At 40.3% G+C, this 19,742-nt stretch carries 18 protein-coding genes; 3 read left to right on the top strand and 15 right to left on the bottom strand.

The features are described 5' to 3' along the window. Positions 1 to 2: 2 nt before the first annotated feature. The 8 genes from D7322_RS07625 to D7322_RS07590 form a co-directional block, all read right to left on the bottom strand. On the bottom strand, positions 3 to 3,056 hold the full coding sequence (locus D7322_RS07625; RefSeq protein WP_121122886.1) for a SusC/RagA family TonB-linked outer membrane protein: 3,054 nt from the start codon (positions 3,054 to 3,056) through the stop codon (positions 3 to 5). A gap of 477 nt (positions 3,057 to 3,533) precedes the next feature. Further along, on the bottom strand, positions 3,534 to 4,490 hold the full coding sequence (gene trxB / locus D7322_RS07620) for a thioredoxin-disulfide reductase (protein ID WP_121122884.1): 957 nt from the start codon (positions 4,488 to 4,490) through the stop codon (positions 3,534 to 3,536). Between the two features lie 27 nt (positions 4,491 to 4,517). Beyond that, positions 4,518 to 5,471 (bottom strand): 3'-5' exonuclease, encoded by a 954-nt coding sequence (locus D7322_RS07615; RefSeq protein WP_121122882.1) that lies wholly within the window; start codon positions 5,469 to 5,471, stop codon positions 4,518 to 4,520. Between the two features lie 72 nt (positions 5,472 to 5,543). Continuing rightward, entirely contained in the window at positions 5,544 to 6,866 is a 1,323-nt protein-coding gene (locus D7322_RS07610) for a M16 family metallopeptidase (RefSeq protein WP_121122880.1), read from the bottom strand. Further along, the gene (locus D7322_RS07605) at positions 6,856 to 8,115 is read right to left on the bottom strand and encodes a M16 family metallopeptidase (RefSeq protein WP_121122878.1); all 1,260 of its coding nucleotides are present in this window, start codon (positions 8,113 to 8,115) and stop codon (positions 6,856 to 6,858) included. The genes D7322_RS07610 and D7322_RS07605 overlap by 11 nt, the downstream gene beginning before the upstream one ends. Before the next feature lie 17 nt (positions 8,116 to 8,132). Further along, a complete protein-coding gene (gene hemF, locus D7322_RS07600; RefSeq protein WP_121122876.1) occupies positions 8,133 to 9,032 on the bottom strand; it encodes an oxygen-dependent coproporphyrinogen oxidase in 900 nt (299 codons plus the stop codon). Between the two features lie 17 nt (positions 9,033 to 9,049). Continuing rightward, complete coding sequence (locus D7322_RS07595; RefSeq protein ID WP_108633808.1) at positions 9,050 to 10,054, bottom strand: NAD(P)H-dependent glycerol-3-phosphate dehydrogenase; 1,005 nt, start codon at positions 10,052 to 10,054, stop codon at positions 9,050 to 9,052. A 76-nt stretch (positions 10,055 to 10,130) separates the two neighbouring features. Further along, positions 10,131 to 10,478: a Rieske (2Fe-2S) protein gene (locus tag D7322_RS07590; RefSeq protein ID WP_121122875.1), complete on the bottom strand. Its 348-nt coding sequence runs from the start codon at positions 10,476 to 10,478 to the stop codon at positions 10,131 to 10,133. A gap of 68 nt (positions 10,479 to 10,546) precedes the next feature. On the opposite strand from D7322_RS07590, the gene ychF reads away from it, so the two are divergent. Then, positions 10,547 to 11,647 (top strand): redox-regulated ATPase YchF, encoded by a 1,101-nt coding sequence (ychF, locus tag D7322_RS07585; RefSeq protein ID WP_121122873.1) that lies wholly within the window; start codon positions 10,547 to 10,549, stop codon positions 11,645 to 11,647. Positions 11,648 to 11,774: 127 nt separating this feature from the next. On the opposite strand, the gene D7322_RS07580 is transcribed toward ychF, so the two are convergent. After that, positions 11,775 to 12,071: a YgaP family membrane protein gene (locus tag D7322_RS07580; protein WP_121122871.1), complete on the bottom strand. Its 297-nt coding sequence runs from the start codon at positions 12,069 to 12,071 to the stop codon at positions 11,775 to 11,777. A gap of 140 nt (positions 12,072 to 12,211) precedes the next feature. Here D7322_RS07580 and D7322_RS07575 point away from each other — a divergent pair, with 140 nt between their 5' ends. Then, a complete protein-coding gene (locus tag D7322_RS07575) occupies positions 12,212 to 13,057 on the top strand; it encodes an ATP cone domain-containing protein (RefSeq protein WP_121122869.1) in 846 nt (281 codons plus the stop codon). Positions 13,058 to 13,126: 69 nt separating this feature from the next. Here D7322_RS07575 and ispE read toward each other — a convergent pair whose 3' ends face one another. From ispE to D7322_RS07550, 5 genes are all read right to left on the bottom strand, one after another. Continuing rightward, a complete protein-coding gene (gene ispE, locus D7322_RS07570; protein WP_121122867.1) occupies positions 13,127 to 13,948 on the bottom strand; it encodes a 4-(cytidine 5'-diphospho)-2-C-methyl-D-erythritol kinase in 822 nt (273 codons plus the stop codon). 34 nt (positions 13,949 to 13,982) lie between these two features. Continuing rightward, positions 13,983 to 14,510, bottom strand: coding sequence for an adenine phosphoribosyltransferase (locus tag D7322_RS07565; protein WP_121122865.1), 528 nt, complete (start codon positions 14,508 to 14,510; stop codon positions 13,983 to 13,985). Beyond that, positions 14,497 to 15,459, bottom strand: coding sequence for a ComEA family DNA-binding protein (locus D7322_RS07560; RefSeq protein ID WP_121122863.1), 963 nt, complete (start codon positions 15,457 to 15,459; stop codon positions 14,497 to 14,499). The genes D7322_RS07565 and D7322_RS07560 overlap by 14 nt, the downstream gene beginning before the upstream one ends. A 107-nt stretch (positions 15,460 to 15,566) precedes the next feature. Continuing rightward, positions 15,567 to 16,871, bottom strand: coding sequence for an efflux RND transporter periplasmic adaptor subunit (locus D7322_RS07555; protein ID WP_121122861.1), 1,305 nt, complete (start codon positions 16,869 to 16,871; stop codon positions 15,567 to 15,569). A 21-nt stretch (positions 16,872 to 16,892) separates the two neighbouring features. Next, positions 16,893 to 18,272, bottom strand: a complete 1,380-nt coding sequence (locus D7322_RS07550; protein WP_183078635.1) for a TolC family protein — start codon at positions 18,270 to 18,272, stop codon at positions 16,893 to 16,895. A 113-nt stretch (positions 18,273 to 18,385) separates the two neighbouring features. Here D7322_RS07550 and D7322_RS07545 point away from each other — a divergent pair, with 113 nt between their 5' ends. Then, positions 18,386 to 18,937: a polysaccharide deacetylase family protein gene (locus D7322_RS07545; protein ID WP_394342585.1), complete on the top strand. Its 552-nt coding sequence runs from the start codon at positions 18,386 to 18,388 to the stop codon at positions 18,935 to 18,937. A 3-nt stretch (positions 18,938 to 18,940) separates the two neighbouring features. Here the strand turns inward: D7322_RS07545 and D7322_RS07540 are convergent, their stop codons facing one another. Next, positions 18,941 to 19,738, bottom strand: a complete 798-nt coding sequence (locus D7322_RS07540; protein ID WP_121122856.1) for a DUF4249 family protein — start codon at positions 19,736 to 19,738, stop codon at positions 18,941 to 18,943. Positions 19,739 to 19,742 lie beyond the last annotated feature (4 nt).

Below are 19,742 nucleotides of genomic sequence, written 5' to 3'. Positions count from 1 at the left end.
AATTAGAAGGTTAAGGATATACCAACAGAAACAGATTTAGCAGCTGGATAAACTCCAGCATCCGTACCAATCTGAACATTACTACCTGAGGTAACCTCAGGGTCAAATCCCCTGTAGCTAGTCCATGTCAATAGATTTTGTGCAGCGAGGTATAGGTTTAAATTCGTAATATGTGCATTTTTCAGCCATTCTTTTGGAAAGCTGTAACCAAGTTGCAGCGACTTCAGTCGTGCAAATGATCCACTTTCGACAAATTGGTTCGAAAATACCGGTGCGGGATCCAGCTTAGCTCTTGGGTATAGCTGACTTGGATTGTTTGTTGTCCAGCGGTTAAGTGCATCAATCGATGCATTCTGCTGACCGGTAAACATCTCGAGGTTTTGGCGGTTGATATTCAGCAGATCGTTGCCAACGGTTCCCTGAATCAGAAAAGACAAATCAAATCCTTTGTAAGAAAGCGTATTACTGATACCAAATATAAAATCAGGCTGTGCGTTGCCGATCATAGTCCGGTCGTTGGCGGTGGTAAACTGACCATCGCCATTAATATCTTTATACAAGCGATCGCCGGCTTTTGAGTTTGCATTTCCAGTCAAGGCTCCTTTACTATTCTCTTCGCCCAATTGTAAAATACCATCGGTTACGGTTCCATAAAAAGTACCCAAAGGTTCTCCAACTTTAATAATATAATTTCCAGTGATATAAGATGTGACGCCTTCACCGATAGTTAACACTTTATTTCGGTTAAAAGAGACATTTAGATCTGTATTCCAACTAAAGTTTCCCTGTAGATTTTTTGATTTCAGACCGAACTCTAAACCTTTATTTGAAACAGAACCGAAGTTTTGCAATGAAGTGGCATAACCTGAGGTCCAGGGAATCTCCACATTCAATAAGAGGTCTTTTGTCTTTTTATAATAATAGTCGACGGTAAACTGTAATCGATTTCTAAAAAGTGAAAGGTCAAAACCTACGTCATATTGAAAGGTAGTTTCCCAGCCCAGGTTCTTATTCGGCACCCGTTGTGACGCAAATCCTGTGATCACATTATTCCCAAAGAGGTAATTTAAACTATACAAGGTCGAAAGAGATTGATATTGTCCTATCTCCTGATTTCCGGTTGTGCCAAAGCTAGTGCGTATTTTAAAATCATCAACACCGGAGAAAACCTGTTTGAAAAAGGGCTCGTTTATTATACGCCATGAAAATGCCAATGAGGGGAAATTTCCCCATTTATTGTCAGCACCAAATCTGGAACTGCCGTCACGACGTACACTCGCTGAAATATAATATTTATTTGCATAATTATAGTTGACCCGCGCCAAATAAGAATGCAACACCCAATTATAGGTATCCGAGGTAGGTCTTGTGAGGATAGAGCCACTCTGCAGGTTATTGAAAAGCAAATCGTCTGTGACAAAATGCTGTGCACCGGCACTGAACACTTCATTTTTATTTTCCTGCTGTGTAAAACCCAGCAACGCATTGAAATTATGTTGTCCGGTAACTCCGGTATAGGTTAAGGTATTCTCGTTCAGCCAAGAAGTGCCATTTAAATTTCCCAAACTTGCCTCCCCCTTTGATCCCGCACCTTCATAGATATAGGACGGAAGATAGAATTTGTCATTGCGATTATTGAGATCAATCCCAAGAAGTACTTTCGCCTGTAGCCCTTTTAAAATACGATACTGTGCAAAGGAAGTACCTAAAACACGTAAAGCATTTGATGTGTTTTTGGTTTCTTTCAATGTCGCAATAGGATTAGCAAAGATGTTCTCAAAGGGATTTCGTAGGGTATAATCACCGTTGGGCTCGTATATTGTAGCTGTAGGCGGCATAATCAGCAGTGCATTCACGATACCTGATGGAGCGATTTGGGCATTTGTTTTATTAATAGATAAATTGGCTCCTACCTGCAAACGATCGAAGGGATTTGCATTGATGTTCGAACGGAATCCCAAACGTCTGAAATCTGTATTTATAATGACGCCTTCCTGATCGAAGTAATTTGCCCCCAGAAAATACTGCACTTTCTCAGCTCCTCCTGACAATGACAATTGATGGTTTTGTAATTTCCCGGTCCGAAAGGCCTCCTTTTGCCAATTTGTTCCTTCGCCTAATTGATCCAGCTCTGTCTGTTTCCGATATTGATTTTGACCTAAGCCAGGGTTGGCATCATACAATACCTCGTTTCGAAGAACGGCAAAATCATGGGCATTCAAGACGTCAATTTTCTTGAGCACACTTTGTGCACCTATACTACCATCATAGTTCAACTGTAAATGTCCGGCTTTCCCCTTTTTGGTGGTCACCAAAATAACACCGTTTGCCCCACGTGAGCCATATATTGCTGTCGCAGCAGCGTCTTTTAATACTTCAATACCTTCAATATCCGCAGGATTGATACTTGCCAGGGGATTCATGGGGGTTCCGCTCCCGACGCCTGTGCTTTCCGCCTGATTATAGACAGGAAAGCCATCGATAACATATAGCGGCTCGTTTCCGCCCTGTACGGATGCACCGCCACGTATACGGATACTCACGCCGCCTCCGGGCTGCCCCGAAGTTTGCGTAACCTGAACACCAGAAATCCCGCCCTTCAGGGTCTGATCGAGAGAAGACACAGGCTGCTTGAGCAGATTTTCCGGCAAGGATGCCACCGCTCCTGTCAAATCACGGCGTTTTTGGGTTCCGTATCCAACTACCACGACTTCCTCCAGGTCCTCTGAGGTTGGAGAAAGCTCAATAACAGCCGGAGATGTATTTACGACGACCCTTTTCTTCTGATAACCAACAAAGGTTAGGATAAGGGTAAAAGGAAGTTTCTGTCCCGTGACAAATTGGAACTTGCCATGACGGTCTGTTTTTACACGATGTGTTACGGCCTCTAGTTGTATGGTCACCCCTTCAATGGGCTCTTTGGTCGTGCCATCAATTACTGTTCCTATTAAGGAGGCATTGATGATCGGTTGGGGTTGCTGTGCCAGGACCGGTACAAAGGTATACAGTACAAGCAGGACTAATATAGCATACGAAAGTACGCTGAAATTTTTCATTGTCAGTTATATTTAAAGTGAATACGCAAACAAGTGCCAACGCCATTGGTACCCTTGTTATTAAAACTCAAATTACTTACTTAATGAAGTATAAATAAGAAAAAGGGAGTGCTCAACGGCACATTCGCATTCGACAAATGAAAAGGAAGGAGTTAAAAATTGGAGTAATTTCTCCATTGCTTCTAAAAGCGATTAGATAGTCGTTTTTCATACTTGTTCAAAATTTGTAGTCTAGATTTTATGTTCGTTGCCAACGCCAATTGTTAACGACAGTACAAATATAAAAATAGTTTCCAAAAAGACTACCAAATAAGTAGTCTTTTTGGAAACTATTTTTACAAGATGAATCCAACTAATCGCATGCGCCGTATGCCAAAAAATAAGCCCGATATTAAATCGGGCTTATTACTACGGATACGTTAATCCGCTTATTTTAGTGGGAACATATACCATTCGGAATTCCCTATTTTCGCTGTGCTATTCTCCGCTTTCTTTGGCAGCAAGATATCTTTCTGCTTCAAGCGCTGCCATACAACCGGTACCGGCCGCAGTAATTGCTTGACGGAATATATTATCCTGTACATCTCCGCAGGCAAATACTCCCGGTATATTCGTTGCCGTACTATCTGGCTTAGTAATCAGATATCCTGTCTCGTCCATATCCAATACTCCTGTAAATAATTCAGTATTTGGTTTATGACCGATCGCCACGAAGAAGCCTGTTACGTCCAGATCTTTTTCAGATTGGTCTTTGTTGTTGATAACACGGATTCCAGTCACTACCTGACCGTCACCTAAAACTTCTTTTACTTCCGAGTTATAATGTACTTCGATATTTGGCGTGTTCATTACACGGTGTACCATCGCTTTGGAAGCGCGGAATTCATCACGACGCACCAACATATGTACCTTAGAACATAATTTCGCCAGATAAGTAGCCTCCTCTGCAGCAGTATCGCCTGCACCTACGATCGCAACTTCCTGATTTTTAAAGAAGAAACCATCACAGACAGCACAAGCTGATACTCCAAAACCGTTATATTTCTGTTCAGATTCCAGGCCCAGCCACTTCGCTGTCGCTCCTGTAGCAATGATCACGGTGTCTGCGGTAACTTGTACTGTTCCGTCTATTTCTACACGATGTACATCGCCTGTGAAGTCCACTTTTGTCACATAACCAAAGCGCACGGAAGTTCCAAAGCGTTCAGCTTGCTCCCGTAAATCTTCCATCATAACTGGACCGGTAATCCCTTTTGGGTATCCCGGAAAATTGTCCACTTCTGTTGTTTGTGTCAACTGTCCCCCCGGTACAATACCTGTATAAACTACTGGCTTCATATCCGCACGAGCTGCATAAATTGCTGCAGTATATCCCGCCGGACCTGAACCAATAATCAAACATTGTACATGCTCCACTTCTTGTTTGAATTCCATAATCCTTTTTCTAAGCTATTAATAAAGTTATTTTTTAAATTTATCTTGCAATCCTTTCAGCATGTCCAGTGAGATACTTTGAGGTGCCTCTTCTTTTTGCTGATTGAATTCCTTTTTAGCAGTTTTTTTATCCTCTACCGAATGAGTAGATGCCGCTTTCGCTTTTTGCTCACTTTTTTCTTTCTTATATCTTATCCAAATATTTTCCAGTACTTTTTTGGTATATAAAGGGAAATCACCATTCTGCATCCAGGCATAATAACTAGGTTCCTGCTCAAATACGTCCACAATGGCCTTACCTTTGTGTTTACCAAAATTAATGGTTTCCAATCCGTCTTCGTTATATACAATACGTCCTGCAAAATCCACAGGCTTACTTAAGTTGGTAAACTCATGTAATGCAGCCACATCATTGACGACGGGATATGAAACCACGCCATGACGGTCTTCGAACGCAGCCCCCTCATATTTGGTCAGCTGCGCTTTCAACACTTCATAGGTAGCGCGCACATCTGCTTCGGCGGTATGCGCATTTTCTAAGTTCTCATCACAATAGAACTTATAGGCTGCCTTTAACGTACGTTGTTCCATTTGATGGAAGATGTTCTGTACATCAACAAAGGCACGTCCCTCCAAAGAAAAATCTACGCCTGCACGTAAAAACTCTTCCATGAGCATGGGCACGTCAAACTTATTTGAATTATATCCAGCCAGGTCCGACTCGCCAATAAAAGCAGCCAATTCTACTGCAATTGCTTTAAATGTTGGTGCATCTTTAATGTCTTCGTCGCGAATGCCATGAAAAAAAGTTGATTCCGCAGGAATCGGTCTTTCTGGATTAATTTTCTTCGTATATACTGTTTCCTCACCACTGGGCATCACTTTCAAAAATGATACTTCAACAATCCGATCGGTCGCAACATTAACTCCTGTCGTCTCCAAATCGAAAAATACCAATGGTCTTTTTAATTTTAATTCCATGCTGGATCGTATGCTTTTTTTAACAAAAACCAAAAATACAAAGTTGGATTTGATTTTTGCAGTCTGTGAAATTTAATTTACAACCGCTTGATGAATCGGTTCGAATTGATTGAATCTACCCACAACAACCTTTACCATTTGCTCAAAATCAAGGTATTTGTCAGCAATATCACGAACTTTTTCGGGTGTCATATTTTTAATTTGCTCCATGTAATAAGAATAATACGTTAGGCTCATGTCGTTCAACAAAACACTTTTGAATTTATCAGCATGAGAAAATATACTCTCCAATGATCCCAATAGTGATCCCTCCATATACGTTTTCACCAAATCAACTTCCTCTTCCGAAGCCAGTGTGGTCTTCAGCAGATTAATCTCCTTTTCTATCTCGACTAAGGTTGCATTGGTTACATCTACACCCACTTCTGTGGCAATGGTTAAGAAACCGGTATGTTTTAACGTGGCCACAGCCGATCCGATACTATAGGTATAACCTTTTTCCTCGCGTATATTGCGCATCAGCCTTGAACCAAAAAAACCGCCTAACAGTGTATTAACAAACTGTAGTGCTGGGTAATCCGGATGCGTTCTCGAAATTGTCTGACTCCCCAAACGAATAGCCGATTGTAGCGCATTTTCCTTTTCTTCGTAAGCTAAACCTTTTGACTGTTGAGTTAATATGGGACTCCCAGCAAGAGCTACTGCCTCAGGCCTTTGCCACTCAAAGCCAAAGATCTGCTCCAGCTCGTTGATGAGGTCATTAGAAACATTGCCTGAAACAATCAAAGTACAATTATTAGGTGCGATTTCTTTACGATACAGTGTCGTCAATTGCTCACGGTTAATGGCGTCATAATCGTCAAGTTTTGGTGTACGTCCATAACGATTATTTTCACCGAAGATCAGGTTGTAGAACTTGCGTCGCGCCAGGTAATCATTTTTTTGAATGGATACCTGGAACTTTTGCTTATTATTACGAAGGTAAGTATTAAGCTCCTCCTGCGGAATCGATGCTTCCGTTAAAATATCTTTTACTAACGGCAACAATACTTTGCTATGTCGATTCAACGTATATAACGACAAAGACGTCACGTCAAAAGAATATTCGGGAACAAGAAATGCACCATAAAAATCGACCTTATCAGCAATCTCCGCACTTGACATCGTTGTTGTCCCCTCTTTGAGCAATGCACATAATGCACTATTTAGTAGCGGATTTTCATTTTGTTCATCTAGATACTTATTCTCAAAAATCCATTCAATACGGACAAGCTCTTGTTCAGGGGAATGAAACACATATACAGGTAAGCCATTTGCAAACTGTTTTTTGACCGGTTCCTTCAAGCTTATATGAGCGATTTCCCGGAATTCGGGCGCTTTTGTTCTATCCAACATGACGTATCTCCTCCTCTTGTGCTTTATACATTAATATTGATGCGTTTTCAGGGTTAAAAATAGCTCTTGCTTGTCGCTGCACTTCCTCAGCCGTTACAGCCAGATATCTTGATACTTCTGTATTGATACCATTGGCGTCACCGAGCAATTCATGGAACGCCAAATTCATTGCCTTATCCAAGATGGACAACTCAGCAAACACATTTGTCGACTCGATTTTATTTTTTACTTTTTCCAGTTCCGTCTCAGACACCAATTCTTTTTTCAATAAATCGAGTTCTCCCCATATGGCACGTTCCGCTTCTTCCAGTGTTATTCCTTCGGATGGTTTACCTTCGATCACAAACAAGTTATTGTCAATACTACCCATGACATAGGCATTTAATTCGCTAAAAACCTGCTCCCCTTTCACCAGTCTGCGATACAGTCTCGATGAAGAGCCTCTGGACAGGATATCCGAAAGTAAATCCATGGCAAAATAGCCTTCTTCCAATCGTGCTGGACCATGAAAAGCCATATAGAGCGCATCTAAGGGTACCGGAGCAAAAGCAGTCTCCCTTCTTAATTCCTGTTGTACAGGCTCCTGTGGCAACTGGCGATGATATTTTTGACCGGGTTCGATATCAGCAAACCATTTTTCAACCAGAGATTTTACTTCATCATAATAAACATCTCCCGAAATCACCATAATCGCACTCTGTGGATTATAGTGTAATTTAAAGAAGGCCTTGACATCTGCCATGGTTGCATCTTCGATATGTTTTAGTTCTTTTCCAATTGTAGCCCAACGGTACGGATGCACCTTATAAGCCAGAGGCCGCAGCTTGAGCCAGGCATCACCATAAGGCTGGTTGAGATAGCGTTGTTTAAATTCTTCGCTTACCACATTTCGCTGCACTTCAAGACTCTGTGGTGAGAATGCCAGACTTAGCATACGATCGGATTCTAGCCACAGTGCAGTCTCCAAATTGGAAGAAGGCAACGTAATATAGTAATTGGTGATATCATTGCTGGTGAAGGCATTATTCTCTCCCCCGACCTTCTGCAGCTCGGTATCAAAATTAGGGATATTGACGCTACCACCAAACATGAGATGCTCAAACAAGTGGGCAAATCCCGTCTGTTCCGGAGACTCATCGCGCGCGCCTACATCGTATAATATATTCACACAGGCCATTGCCGTGTTGTGATCTTCGTGCACTAATACACGAAGTCCATTTTCTAATGTAAATTTTTGGTATGAAACCATGTAATTTTTTTTCGATTTTATGAAATCCAGTTAATTCCTTTTCGCAATAAGGATAAGGTCTTGGCTTCTTCGGAGCCTTCTTCAGGTCGATGGTCATATACCCAATTGGCCTGGGCAGGTAGACTCATCAATATGGACTCTATGCGGCCATTTGTTTCGAGCCCAAATTTAGTACCAGAATCCCAGACTAAATTAAACTCAACGTAACGCCCGCGGCGGATCAATTGCCAATTTTTCTGCGCCTCATTATATGTTTTACTTCTATTTTTTTCGACCAGCGCAGTATAGGTCGGCGCAAAGCTACGGCCTAAATCACAGGAAAATGCAAAGATATCTTCCATAGGCATTCCAGTCTTGGCCGTATTTAGCTTATCGTAGAAAACGCCACCTATTCCACGTGTTTCCTGTCGATGGCGAATGAAAAAATAGTCATCGGCCCATTTTTTAAATTCATTGTAAAAGTCCGGATTATGCATATCACAGACCGATTTCAATTGCTGATGAAAAAACCGGGCGTCAGCTTCATTCACATAATGCGGTGTCAGGTCTATCCCCCCTCCAAACCAACGCATCTCCTCGTTCAATTCAAAATACCGGATATTCATATGAATAATTGGTACCCATGGATTATTAGGATGAATAACAATGGAAACTCCGGTGGCAAAGAAATCATCTTCATCTACACCAAAAGCCTTCTTTATACTCTCCGGCAGTTTACCATGCACGGCAGAAAAGTTAACTCCACCTTTTTCCAGGATGTTTCCGTTCTGAATAATCCGCGTACGGCCGCCACCACCACCTTCTCTTTCCCATAGTTCTTCCTCAAATCGGGCCGAACCATCCAGCCGCTCCAGCGCCTGGCATATTTCATCTTGAATTTCTTTATAAGCTAAAGCAATTGCTTCTTTTGTTATCATCGACTTTATCGCTACGTTTAAGTTAATTTTTCACTCAAAGCTTGAATAATTTTGGATGCAGGTTGATGTGCATATAAAATCTGGTATACGGCATCACAAATAGGTAACTCAACAGCATACTTCTCCGCATATTCCTGAATGCAGGCCGAAGCATAATAACCTTCAGCCACCATGTTCATTTCGAGTTGGGCAGATTGCACACTATATCCTTTTCCGATCATATTCCCAAATGTTCTGTTGCGGCTGAATTGTGAATATGCTGTGACCAACAAGTCGCCCAAGTAAGCAGAGGTATTGACATCCCGGGATGTGTCCCCATCTACTTTAGCGACAAACCGGCGCATCTCCCGAATGGCATTGGAAACCAGTACCGCCTGAAAGTTATCGCCATAGCCCAAGCCATGGCATATACCGCCTGCAAGAGCATAAATATTCTTTAATACCGCTCCAAACTCTATTCCTATAATATCTTCCGAAAGGATCGTTTTTATAACCCGAGAAGATAAAAGCGAAGCAACCAAGGCAGCATTATCAAGATTTTTGCAACCAAATGTCAGGTAAGACAGCTTGCCCAGCGCCACTTCTTCGGCATGACAAGGACCACCTACCACACAGATCTGCCTTATATCGATGTCATAGCGCTGTTCCAAAAATTCACCGATAATCAAGTTATCCTTAGGAATAATCCCTTTGATGGCTGATACTACTATTTTATCTTTGAAATCTTCCTTGGTGATACCACTCAATGCATCTTTTAAATAGGCTGCCGGCGTATTTAAAATAACAATATCTGAATTGGCAACTACATTTTTTGCATTGGTATCAATGCTGGTAATACTCAAATCGACAGCAACGCCACTCAAATAGGTTGGGTTGTGTTTAAACTTTTGAATATATTCTGCATCTTCCTCTTTTCTAATCCACCAAAAAATATGTTTGTCTTGGTCATTTTCGCATAGCATCTTGATCATCGCCGTCGCCCAGCTCCCGCTACCTATTATACCAATCTTTTTCCCCTGCATGTTTTTAATTTGTTTTCGAAAGCAAATATACTTATTTACTGCTTAGATATGCGATTACATCGGGAGATATGATACTTTAGTTACTTTTAGAAGCGAGAAAATTTTGCCAAAAACCTTTCTCAATGCCTACAAAATAGGCACCGTCCTCCTGTTTTGTGGGATAAATATGAATAAAGTCATGTTGAGCAGGGGACCCTTTTCCCGTCACGAGATCAAATTCATGCCGATGAAACGGACAGATTACTTTGCCCCGCTCACACCAGCCATTTTTTAAAGGAGCTCCCGCATGCGGACATTTTCTGGAAAAGGCATGCAATTGCTCTTCAAACCAAGTCAGACAAATTGTTTTCCCGCCAAGCTTATGCTCGGTTATCCCCTTATCCTTTAAAAATTGGGCGTCATCAATTTTGTACCACTGAAGCATACCACAAGATAGTTAAAAATTACAGTGAATTTTCTATCTTTGTGCAATTTCAAAAATTTGCACTATATATGGCTTTACAATGCGGTATCGTAGGTTTACCAAACGTTGGTAAATCAACATTATTTAACTGTCTGTCGAATGCGAAAGCACAGGCAGCAAACTTTCCATTTTGTACAATTGAACCAAATGTTGGGGTAATTACCGTACCGGATGCCCGTCTAAATAAATTAGCTGAGTTAGTCAATCCACAACGAATCGTTCCCAACACCATTGAAATCGTCGATATCGCGGGATTGGTTAAGGGAGCGTCAAAAGGAGAAGGATTAGGGAACCAGTTCTTAGGAAATATTCGTACCACCAATGCGATCATTCACGTTTTGAGATGTTTTGATGATGGAAATGTCATCCATGTGGATGGTTCTGTAGATCCGATCAGAGATAAAGAAATCATCGATACAGAATTACAGCTAAAGGATTTGGATACCGTGGTAAAACGTATCCAAAAAGTGGAGAAAATGGCAAAAACGGGTGGCGATAAAGATGCAAAAAAGACTTTTGATATACTTTCCGTTATCAAAGAACATTTGGAATCAGGTAAATCAGCCCGTACAGCTCCGATTGAAGCCGAAGATTTTGAATTTATTCAAGACTTGGCTTTATTAACAGCGAAACCTGTACTGTATGTATGTAATGTCGACGAAGGATCTGTCAATACAGGCAATGCTTATGTGGAGCGTGTAAAAGAAGCGGTCAAAGATGAAAAAGCCGAAGTCCTGATTATTTCAGCGCAAATTGAATCCGAAATTGCGCAATTAGAAAGCTATGAAGAACGCAAGATGTTTTTGGATGATCTTGGTCTGGAAGAATCCGGTGTCCACAAATTGATTAGAGCGGCCTATTCCCTATTGAATTTAGCCACCTACTTTACTGCGGGTGTTCAGGAAGTACGCGCTTGGACGATTGAAAACGGTTTTACCGCCCCTCAGGCAGCGGGTGTTATTCACACGGACTTCGAGAAAGGATTTATTCGCGCTGAGGTGATCAAATACGACGACTTTGTTACTTTAGGTTCAGAAAGTGCTGTAAAAGAGGCCGGAAAATTAGCCGTAGAGGGAAAAACTTATATTGTGCAGGATGGGGACATTATGCACTTCCGTTTTAACGTATAATAGCTGATTAACTCATCAGACCGGAAAAACCGGAGTTCGAAATGCTCTTTTCGACTCCGGTTTTTTCCTTCATATCCGGCATTCCTGCTATCGTTGAGCTGTAACAAAGGTGCATCCATGTTCATTGCTACTTGACAAAATAACGATGTTCGATTACTTCCACCTTTTTAACATCCTTCTCTTCCAGCATTTTTTTTACGTCACAATGCCCCGTCACGCCACGATAAATTAGTGTACCACCGAGTGTCAATCCCGAAAGCCCCGTCAGTGGTGATTTAAAAAACTTTTTAACACCCAATCCCAAAATAAAGCCACCGGCGATTACGGATAATACACGTTCGGAAGCTCCGATATTCTCTTCGATACAGTCATCCTTTATCTTAGCTTTAATCTTGTCAAATGCAAATGTCAATAGGTTACTCATAATTATCTGTATTTATTTAAGTATTTGTTTCTTAATGTAAACAAATGATGAACCAAAAAAGTTTAAATATAGAATAATAGTTTTTTATGTGATTTCTCCGATCACATCGCTTATATTCGCATTTATCAAATTCAATGTCCATGCAAGTCAAAAAATATTCTGGTGAATTAGTGCCTTTTAACGGTGAGGCCTTAAAGCATTCGCTTTCCCGTTCGGGAGCAAATATGGAGCAGGTAAACCAAGTATACGCTCGTGTTATCAGTGAGATATATGATGGTATTTCTACGAGGGAGTTGTATCAACTGGCCTTCGATACGCTGAAAACAGTTCGTAACTCATTTGCTGCACGCTACAGCCTAAAGCAAGCGCTACGCGATCTGGGGCCAGAGGGGTTTTATTTTGAAAAATATATTGCACATCTGCTTCGTTCAATCGGTTACGAAAGCACCACCGGACAGACGGTGCAGGGGCATGCCGTTTGCCACGAGTTGGATGTCGTCGCTTATAAGGACGGTAAATTAATGACAGCAGAATGTAAATTTAGAAATGATATTGATGCTAAGATTTCCGTCACCACAGCAATGTATTACCTGTCAAGATTTAAAGATATCAGCGGGATTGATTACGAGTTTTTCGGTAAAAAATTACAATTTCAGGAAGGCTGGTTGATTACGAACGCCTATTTCACAACAGATTCCATTAATTTTGCGAAATATTATGGCATCAATCTGCTGTCCTGGGATTATCCGAAGGAAAATAGCATCAAAAGAAGAGTCGATAAGGCGGTCTTTTACCCTGTCACCTGTTTGACAACGCTTTCGGACCTGGAGGAACAGCAGCTATTAAAAAATCAGGTGATCCTCGTAAAAGATATTGTAAGTGTTCCTAAAAATCTAGATTTTCTAGGACTCAACAAAGACAGAAAAGAAAAAGTTCTTAAAGAAGCTCGTGAATTATTAGACTATAAGGTAGAAGAAGAATATTAATAGCATCTAGCTGAAAAGGAATAAGCCATACATTTCGCTAGGTATGGCTTATTTTTCTTTAAAATGATATTATTGAGTTAGCGCAACAGGATAATAAATTTTTCCATAGCGGGAAAACTCACTTAGATCTGTTTTTTTCCAGAAAATACCATAAATGGCAGCACCGGAGCCGGACATGGAGGCATATATCGCCCCTTTCTGATACAGTGCTTCTTTAATCTCTTTCAATAAAGGATGGTTATCAAAAATATTATCTTCAAAATCATTTCGAATCAGGAACTTCCACTCCTGAATGGGTAAACCGATGGCTTCCTCCAGGTTGACATCCGAAGCCTTTGGTTTCACACCTTTGTACGCCTCAGCAGTTGAGACATGAATATCGGGCATGATAACCGCGATATAATATTCACTTAGATCAAGCGATACCGTCTTAAAATCTGTCCCGATTCCAGTCGCAAATACAGGCGTATTTCCAATAAAGAATGGGCAATCCGCTCCTAATTGTGCTGCATATCCTTTTAATTGTAGGTCTGTTAAGTTTAATTTAAACAACTCATTAAGCCCTTTCAAGACAAAAGACGCATCTGCAGATCCTCCTCCAAGCCCAGCTCCGATCGGAATCTGTTTGATTAAATCAATCGTGACAGAAGGAATATCAAATTCTTTTTTTAACAGCGCATGAGCCCGTAAGCAAAGATTATCGGCCTGATCTCCGGGGATACGTTCCCCCTGAACTGTCAATGTAGATTGTTCCTTATCTGTCTCCAACAGCTCTATGATGTCATAGAGCGGTAGCGGATAGAATACACTATTCAATTCATGGTAACCGTCTGTCCGCTTGGCGATCACTTGTAGTCCAATATTTATTTTAGCATTTGCGAAGAGTATCATGTGATATCGTCTAAATCAACAGTTATATTCTGTATTAATAGCTCACTAGTGAACAGATTGTATCACTAAAGCGAGATAACCGGCCTTTTGCTTTGAGAAAGTCCAATGAGATAATAAAGCTATAGGCCGCGATCACTCCGCCCAATTTTTCAATAAGCTTACTCGCCGCCACAACAGTTCCCCCTGTTGCCAAAAGATCATCATGGATCAAAATACGACTCCCCTGCTCAAAGGCATCTTCATGAATCTCAATGGTCGCCTGACCATATTCCAGAGCATAAGATTCAGCAATCGTTTTAAAAGGTAATTTTCCTTGTTTACGGATCGGAATAAAGGGCAAGCCCAATCGGTTGGCCAGTAAAAATCCAAAAAGAAATCCGCGGCTTTCAATACCCGCAATGGCATCAATTTCTATTCCTTGAAGTTGGTCAATAATCGCGTCAATCATTTCATTGCATAGCGCAGCATCTTTCAACAAGGGGGTAATATCTTTAAAGACAATACCCGGTTTAGGAAAATCCACTATATCGCGGATTTCCAATTTCAATTTATCTTGAATCATTCTCAAATATTAAATAAGGTGCGATTTTAGCAATAGCAAGATCTGAAAGTGTACCTATCTTGGTAAGATCCTCTATATTCGTATAATTACCATGTTGATCACGGTAATTGACTATTAATTTCGCATCCTTTGGGCTAAGATACGGATGTTTGCCCAATGAATTCGCATCAATCTGGTTAATATTGATTTTTTTGATTCCTTCTAAATTAGACACCATAACGTTATCCTTAATCAGGTCGTATGTTTCGGAAGTAACACCATACACTTCTTTCAATTGCTCTATACGACAAAAACCGCCAAGTACTTCCTTATATTTTAATATACGCTTAGCAAGTATTGCCCCGATCCCCTTCAAACTCATCAATGCGTTTGTATCACAGATATTGATATCTATTTGTTCAGCTTTACTGGTTTCAAATTTATCATACAATAAAGTCGTTTTATCTGTTCTACTTGCTGTTGCGGTTTCCTTTTTTATACTAATATATGGTTCAAGTTTGCTATACAGTTTTTCATTGATCGAGTACATCTTTTTGACATCGCTTTTCTCTTTAAAACGACCGCCTTTTCTTTCGTAATTCTTGATCACTGCAATTTGCTTGGCAGACAGTCCAAGTTTCTGCCAATCATCCGTAGGTAGATTATTGGGGTCAAAATAAAATAGCTTCGTCCCCTCTTTTTTACTTTCGGCTCCCGGTTGTACTGCAACAACTTTCTCTTCCAAATCAACATCAGCACCAGAAAATTTCTTATTTGGATAATCAACAAGACCGGTTGAGTCATGAAAGGACTGTTCAAAAACCCGCACCTGATGCGCTATTGGATCCTTTTTATCGTTCCGACGAACCAAAGAATACACAATACTAAACAAAATGATTATCACCAATATAACAAAAAAACCATTTTGCTCTGTTTTATTAAATCTCAAATAAGTCCATAGCCTTTTCATAAGCCGTTAATGGTTTGGTTTTATAAACTTAATAAATAAGAAGGAAAATAAAAAGGGAGATGTTTAAAAAACACCTCCCTTTGTTAAATATTAATACCGTTACAATTTTATAGTGCCGATTTATCTACCTTTTCCACTTTACTTCCATCTTTTAAAGTTTTGGAAATAGCGTCAAATGGTCGAGAAACAACCTGATCTCCCTTTTTCAGCCCCGTGAGGATAATAATATTTTTATCATCTTGAATCCCCGTTTTAATTGGCACTTGCTTGACAGCTTCACCGTTTAAGATAAATACGTATTCTTGTATTTTCTTATTTGTACTGGTCGAATCTTTATCATCGGATCTTACAGTAACAGACTGTATGGGCACGACCAGACCTTTCGCATGTTTTGTGAAAATCTGTACAGTAGCTGATAAGCCCGGCTTAAAAGGAGAAGCGACGTTTTCTTTAACCAAATCTTGATAAGACTCTGCGCTAATGCGAACCTTTACATTAAAATTTGTGACTTGATCAGTAGAGGATGTTGCAGCAGTGGTCGTTGCTATATTTTTGGATGAACTTGCGATTTCTGTAACAATACCTTTGAATTTTCTATCTTGAAAAGCATCCACTTCGATTTCGGCTTGATTTCCCACTCTCACGTTATTGATGTCATTCTCGTTGACATCCACATTTACCTCCATCGAAGACATATTGGCGATACGCATAATTTCAGTACCCGCCATCTGTGCCGTTCCAACAACACGCTCTCCCTGTTCAATGGATAATAAAGAGATAATACCATCTGTAGGAGCGTAAATGGTTGTCCTATTCAGGTTATCTTGGGCTTCTTTGACAGAGGCTTGAGATTGATCGATACCATATCTGGTCGACCGGACGGTCTCCCTTTGTGCCTGAATGGCAGCAAGAGTCGAAAAGTATTCAGAAGAACTCTTATCCATTTCAGCTGCGGAAATAACCCGTTTTTCAAAAAGCTCCTGGTTTCTCTTGTAAGTTGCTGCTACATTTTTGAAATTCTCCTCCTGTTGTTTTAGTTGTTGTTGTGCAGCCGCTAGATTGGCACGCTGCGAATTCATCGCAGCTACAGAGCGATCATAGCCGGACTGTAGGATATCGGGTTTGATCCGACAGAGTACCTGCCCTTTTTTTACAAAGTCACCTTCCTTGATATTTAACTCAACAACCTCACCCGAAACCTCTGAGCTCAGCTTAACTTCTATTTCCGGTTGTATTTTTCCACTAGCAGACACCAATTCATCTACATCCATTTCTTTCACCACATCTACAGCGACTTTGGTAATATCCCCTTTCCCAAACCAGCCGGCCTTAAAGCCGATAAAAACAAAAATTGCCAGAAGCGCTACTACTATTAATAGAATCTTTACTACACTACGTTTTTTCTTTGCCATTGCCTTTGTTAATCAAATAGGTTAATTGTTGTCGAATTGAATTGGATTTCCCAAGTAATAATCAATAATCTTAGATCTGAATATTACGTTATATTTTGCTTGAATTAAATCAAATTCAGCTTTATTACGTTCGGTCTGTGCGGTGAATAGTTCCAACGAATTTGCCATACCGATATCGTATCGTTCTTTGGTTGCTTTGTAAGCCGTTTCAGCACTTTCGAATGCTGCAGTTGCCGAAGTGTATTTTTGCTTGGCGGCATTGACGTCCAATACTGCTTGGTTAACAGCTTTATTCAAATTGTTTTTTGCCAATTGTTCTGCTGCTTCTGCCTGTTTTAAGCCAATCTTAGCTTTTGCAACATTGACCTTATTCTGGTTTTTGGAAAAAATTGGAACAGTAAGTGATAAACCGGTAAAAAATGATTTGTTTTCCGATATTTGTGTGCTAAAAGGCACACGATATCTCGTTTTGATATCTAATGGATCTGTTTGCCTAGTTGTTGCCGAAGAATAATTTGTACCATAGCTCACACTCAAATTGAGTGCTGGATAATACCCCCCTTTGGCGATATCAATTTGTTTTAATGCTGCATCCTTATCCAGAGCAGATTTATGGATATCTGGTTGTCTCGTTAATGCTTTTTGATATACATCCATGGCATTTTTATCTTCTGCGTTTACCAAGACAGCTTCTAAACTTGGACGTTCGAGAGAAATAACAGTTTCAGAAGGCATTTCCATCAATTGTTTCAAAGTTAACAGTGACATTTCATATGAATTCTTTAAATTGACTTTATTCAATTCGTTTGAAGCAACCTGATTCTTTGATTTTGCGAGATCAGCGATAGTCTTATTTCCAACCGAAAATTGAATAGAATCTAACGAAAATTGTTGTTTCGATAAGGCAATCTGATCCTCACTAGCCACCATCAACTCATGGTTTGTAATCGCTTCCAAATAATTCACTAAGACATTTAAAACAAGGTCATTTTTAATCTTATCCACCTGTGTAGCAGCAGACTCCAGCTTCAATTTATTAGCCTTTATCTGATTGACCTGTTGAAAACCTTGAAATATGTTCACTTGGGATCCTATGGATCCATTGGTTGTTCTGGTCCAAGCATTGTTGACAATTTGCGCCGAAGTCAAATCGAAGGCAAAGCCGTAACGGAAATTTTGATCAACGGAAGCACCTAAGTCTGGTAATAAATTACTTTTTGCTTGAAATAAGTCCTGAGCAGCGAGATCTTTGCTCAACTCAGCTTGCTTTATTTGGACATTACGTTCCAATGTCATGCGTATGGCCTCGGCTACCCCAACGACCTGCTGGGCTTGGATCAGGTTGTTCGTTCCCAGAAAAAAACCAGTAAATATTACTGCAGAATAATAAAATCTTTTCATGTTCATATGTAGAACCATACAATTTTTATAGATTTGAACTTCATTTATCGGTTATGTATTTTGTCAAATCCCCTTTTTTCCTGCGTTGGCTTTATCCCAGATCGATCTGGCATATGCCGAGGTCGGAAAAAAAAGTCTATCTCACGTTTGATGATGGTCCAATTCCTGAAATTACACCTTTTATACTCGATATCCTAAAAAAATATCAGGTCAAGGCAACATTTTTTTGTGTTGGTGAAAATATTAAAAAAAATCCACATTTGTTCCAACGAATTTTACAAGAAGGACATCAAGTAGGTAATCACACCTACAATCACCTCAAAGGCTGGGATACAAATGATGAGATCTACATCGACAATGTAACTCAATGTCAGGAGCTAACGCAAACCGATCTCTTTCGGCCACCTTATGCCAAAGCAACAAAATCACAGCTTAAAAAGTTATATAGAAATTATCGTGTAGTAATGTGGGATATCATGTCTGGAGACTTCGATCAAAACCTTAGTCCCGAAAAATGTCTTCAAAACGTACTTCCTAATATTCAAAATGGTTCTATTATTATTTTTCATGACAATATCAAAGCCATTCCCCGTGTTGAATATGCTTTACCTAAAACGATCGAATTTCTACAGGCAAATCAATATCAAATAGCAAAGCTAGAGTAGGCGTTAAGGTCTACTTCTTGACAAAACCACTTCAGATTCATAATACTTTCCGACACTCACACTAAAGTATCCCAAAACATTATTAGACAGATTCGAAATCGGATTAGAGGGCGATGCTGCTCCGGGATTAATCATCTGGAAGCTATTCCAATAGGTATATGCGCCCAGATCAATACACTGACGCAAAACCCGTACCCGATCTCCGATCTTAAGGTCTCTGTCGCGGTCGATAATATCATGTTGTACTTGTAGCCCATTATTATACTTATCATTAAATACATCGATAAAGCGTAATTCTCCTCCGTTTACGGACATCTTATACTTATAATAATTCCCCTTCTCGGGTGGATCGTTAAAAACCAATGTTGGGTAATAAATGGTATCTGTAAATATGATGCGCTCCGATAGACCGATCGAATCAACATCAACATAGCTCGGCACCGTCGAAGTTCCTTCAATTTCCTTTCCGTCGGCCGTCTTTACATACAGTTGATAACTAGCCTTTTCCTGTAATCGCAATGTCTTATTGGTATACACGCCATTTGCACCTGGCGAAAAGGTATAAATCCGATTATTTTGCAGGCTTCTTACGGAGACTTCCGCGTCTGTTATGGGAGCCAACATGGATTCCTTTAGACCGACCACTTTTTGTATGCTGATCTCATGTTGTTGGTCAGACACCATCAGGTCTGCCGTAATTACAATCTGCCCCGTATTTTCAGGCAGGTTAAGGTCAATTTTATCTTCACAACTGACCAAGGTTATCCAGGTTAAGGCTATTAATGCCAATATCTTTCTCATGTTG

Origin of the sequence: Sphingobacterium puteale, from assembly GCF_003627955.1 — a bacterium.
In the GTDB taxonomy this organism is placed as follows: domain Bacteria; phylum Bacteroidota; class Bacteroidia; order Sphingobacteriales; family Sphingobacteriaceae; genus Sphingobacterium; species Sphingobacterium puteale.
This window is presented reverse-complemented; position numbering and strand designations above follow the sequence as displayed.

What these genes read in the sequence shown, in the direction of transcription:
- hemF (WP_121122876.1), bottom strand. Translation starts at nt 9,032, where the DNA reads ATGATAACAAAAGAAGCAATTGCTTTAGCTTATAAAGAAATTCAAGAT.
- trxB (WP_121122884.1), bottom strand. Translation starts at nt 4,490, where the DNA reads ATGGAATTCAAACAAGAAGTGGAGCATGTACAATGTTTGATTATTGGT.
- D7322_RS07590 (WP_121122875.1), bottom strand. Translation starts at nt 10,478, where the DNA reads ATGCTTCAGTGGTACAAAATTGATGACGCCCAATTTTTAAAGGATAAG.
- D7322_RS07595 (WP_108633808.1), bottom strand. Translation starts at nt 10,054, where the DNA reads ATGCAGGGGAAAAAGATTGGTATAATAGGTAGCGGGAGCTGGGCGACG.
- D7322_RS07575 (WP_121122869.1), top strand. Translation starts at nt 12,212, where the DNA reads ATGCAAGTCAAAAAATATTCTGGTGAATTAGTGCCTTTTAACGGTGAG.
- D7322_RS07560 (WP_121122863.1), bottom strand. Translation starts at nt 15,459, where the DNA reads ATGAAAAGGCTATGGACTTATTTGAGATTTAATAAAACAGAGCAAAAT.
- ychF (WP_121122873.1), top strand. Translation starts at nt 10,547, where the DNA reads ATGGCTTTACAATGCGGTATCGTAGGTTTACCAAACGTTGGTAAATCA.
- D7322_RS07615 (WP_121122882.1), bottom strand. Translation starts at nt 5,471, where the DNA reads ATGGAATTAAAATTAAAAAGACCATTGGTATTTTTCGATTTGGAGACG.
- D7322_RS07580 (WP_121122871.1), bottom strand. Translation starts at nt 12,071, where the DNA reads ATGAGTAACCTATTGACATTTGCATTTGACAAGATTAAAGCTAAGATA.
- D7322_RS07625 (WP_121122886.1), bottom strand. Translation starts at nt 3,056, where the DNA reads ATGAAAAATTTCAGCGTACTTTCGTATGCTATATTAGTCCTGCTTGTA.
- D7322_RS07550 (WP_183078635.1), bottom strand. Translation starts at nt 18,272, where the DNA reads ATGAAAAGATTTTATTATTCTGCAGTAATATTTACTGGTTTTTTTCTG.
- D7322_RS07610 (WP_121122880.1), bottom strand. Translation starts at nt 6,866, where the DNA reads ATGTTGGATAGAACAAAAGCGCCCGAATTCCGGGAAATCGCTCATATA.
- ispE (WP_121122867.1), bottom strand. Translation starts at nt 13,948, where the DNA reads ATGATACTCTTCGCAAATGCTAAAATAAATATTGGACTACAAGTGATC.
- D7322_RS07540 (WP_121122856.1), bottom strand. Translation starts at nt 19,738, where the DNA reads ATGAGAAAGATATTGGCATTAATAGCCTTAACCTGGATAACCTTGGTC.
- D7322_RS07605 (WP_121122878.1), bottom strand. Translation starts at nt 8,115, where the DNA reads ATGGTTTCATACCAAAAATTTACATTAGAAAATGGACTTCGTGTATTA.
- D7322_RS07555 (WP_121122861.1), bottom strand. Translation starts at nt 16,871, where the DNA reads ATGGCAAAGAAAAAACGTAGTGTAGTAAAGATTCTATTAATAGTAGTA.
- D7322_RS07565 (WP_121122865.1), bottom strand. Translation starts at nt 14,510, where the DNA reads ATGATTCAAGATAAATTGAAATTGGAAATCCGCGATATAGTGGATTTT.
- D7322_RS07545 (WP_394342585.1), top strand. Translation starts at nt 18,386, where the DNA reads ATGCCGAGGTCGGAAAAAAAAGTCTATCTCACGTTTGATGATGGTCCA.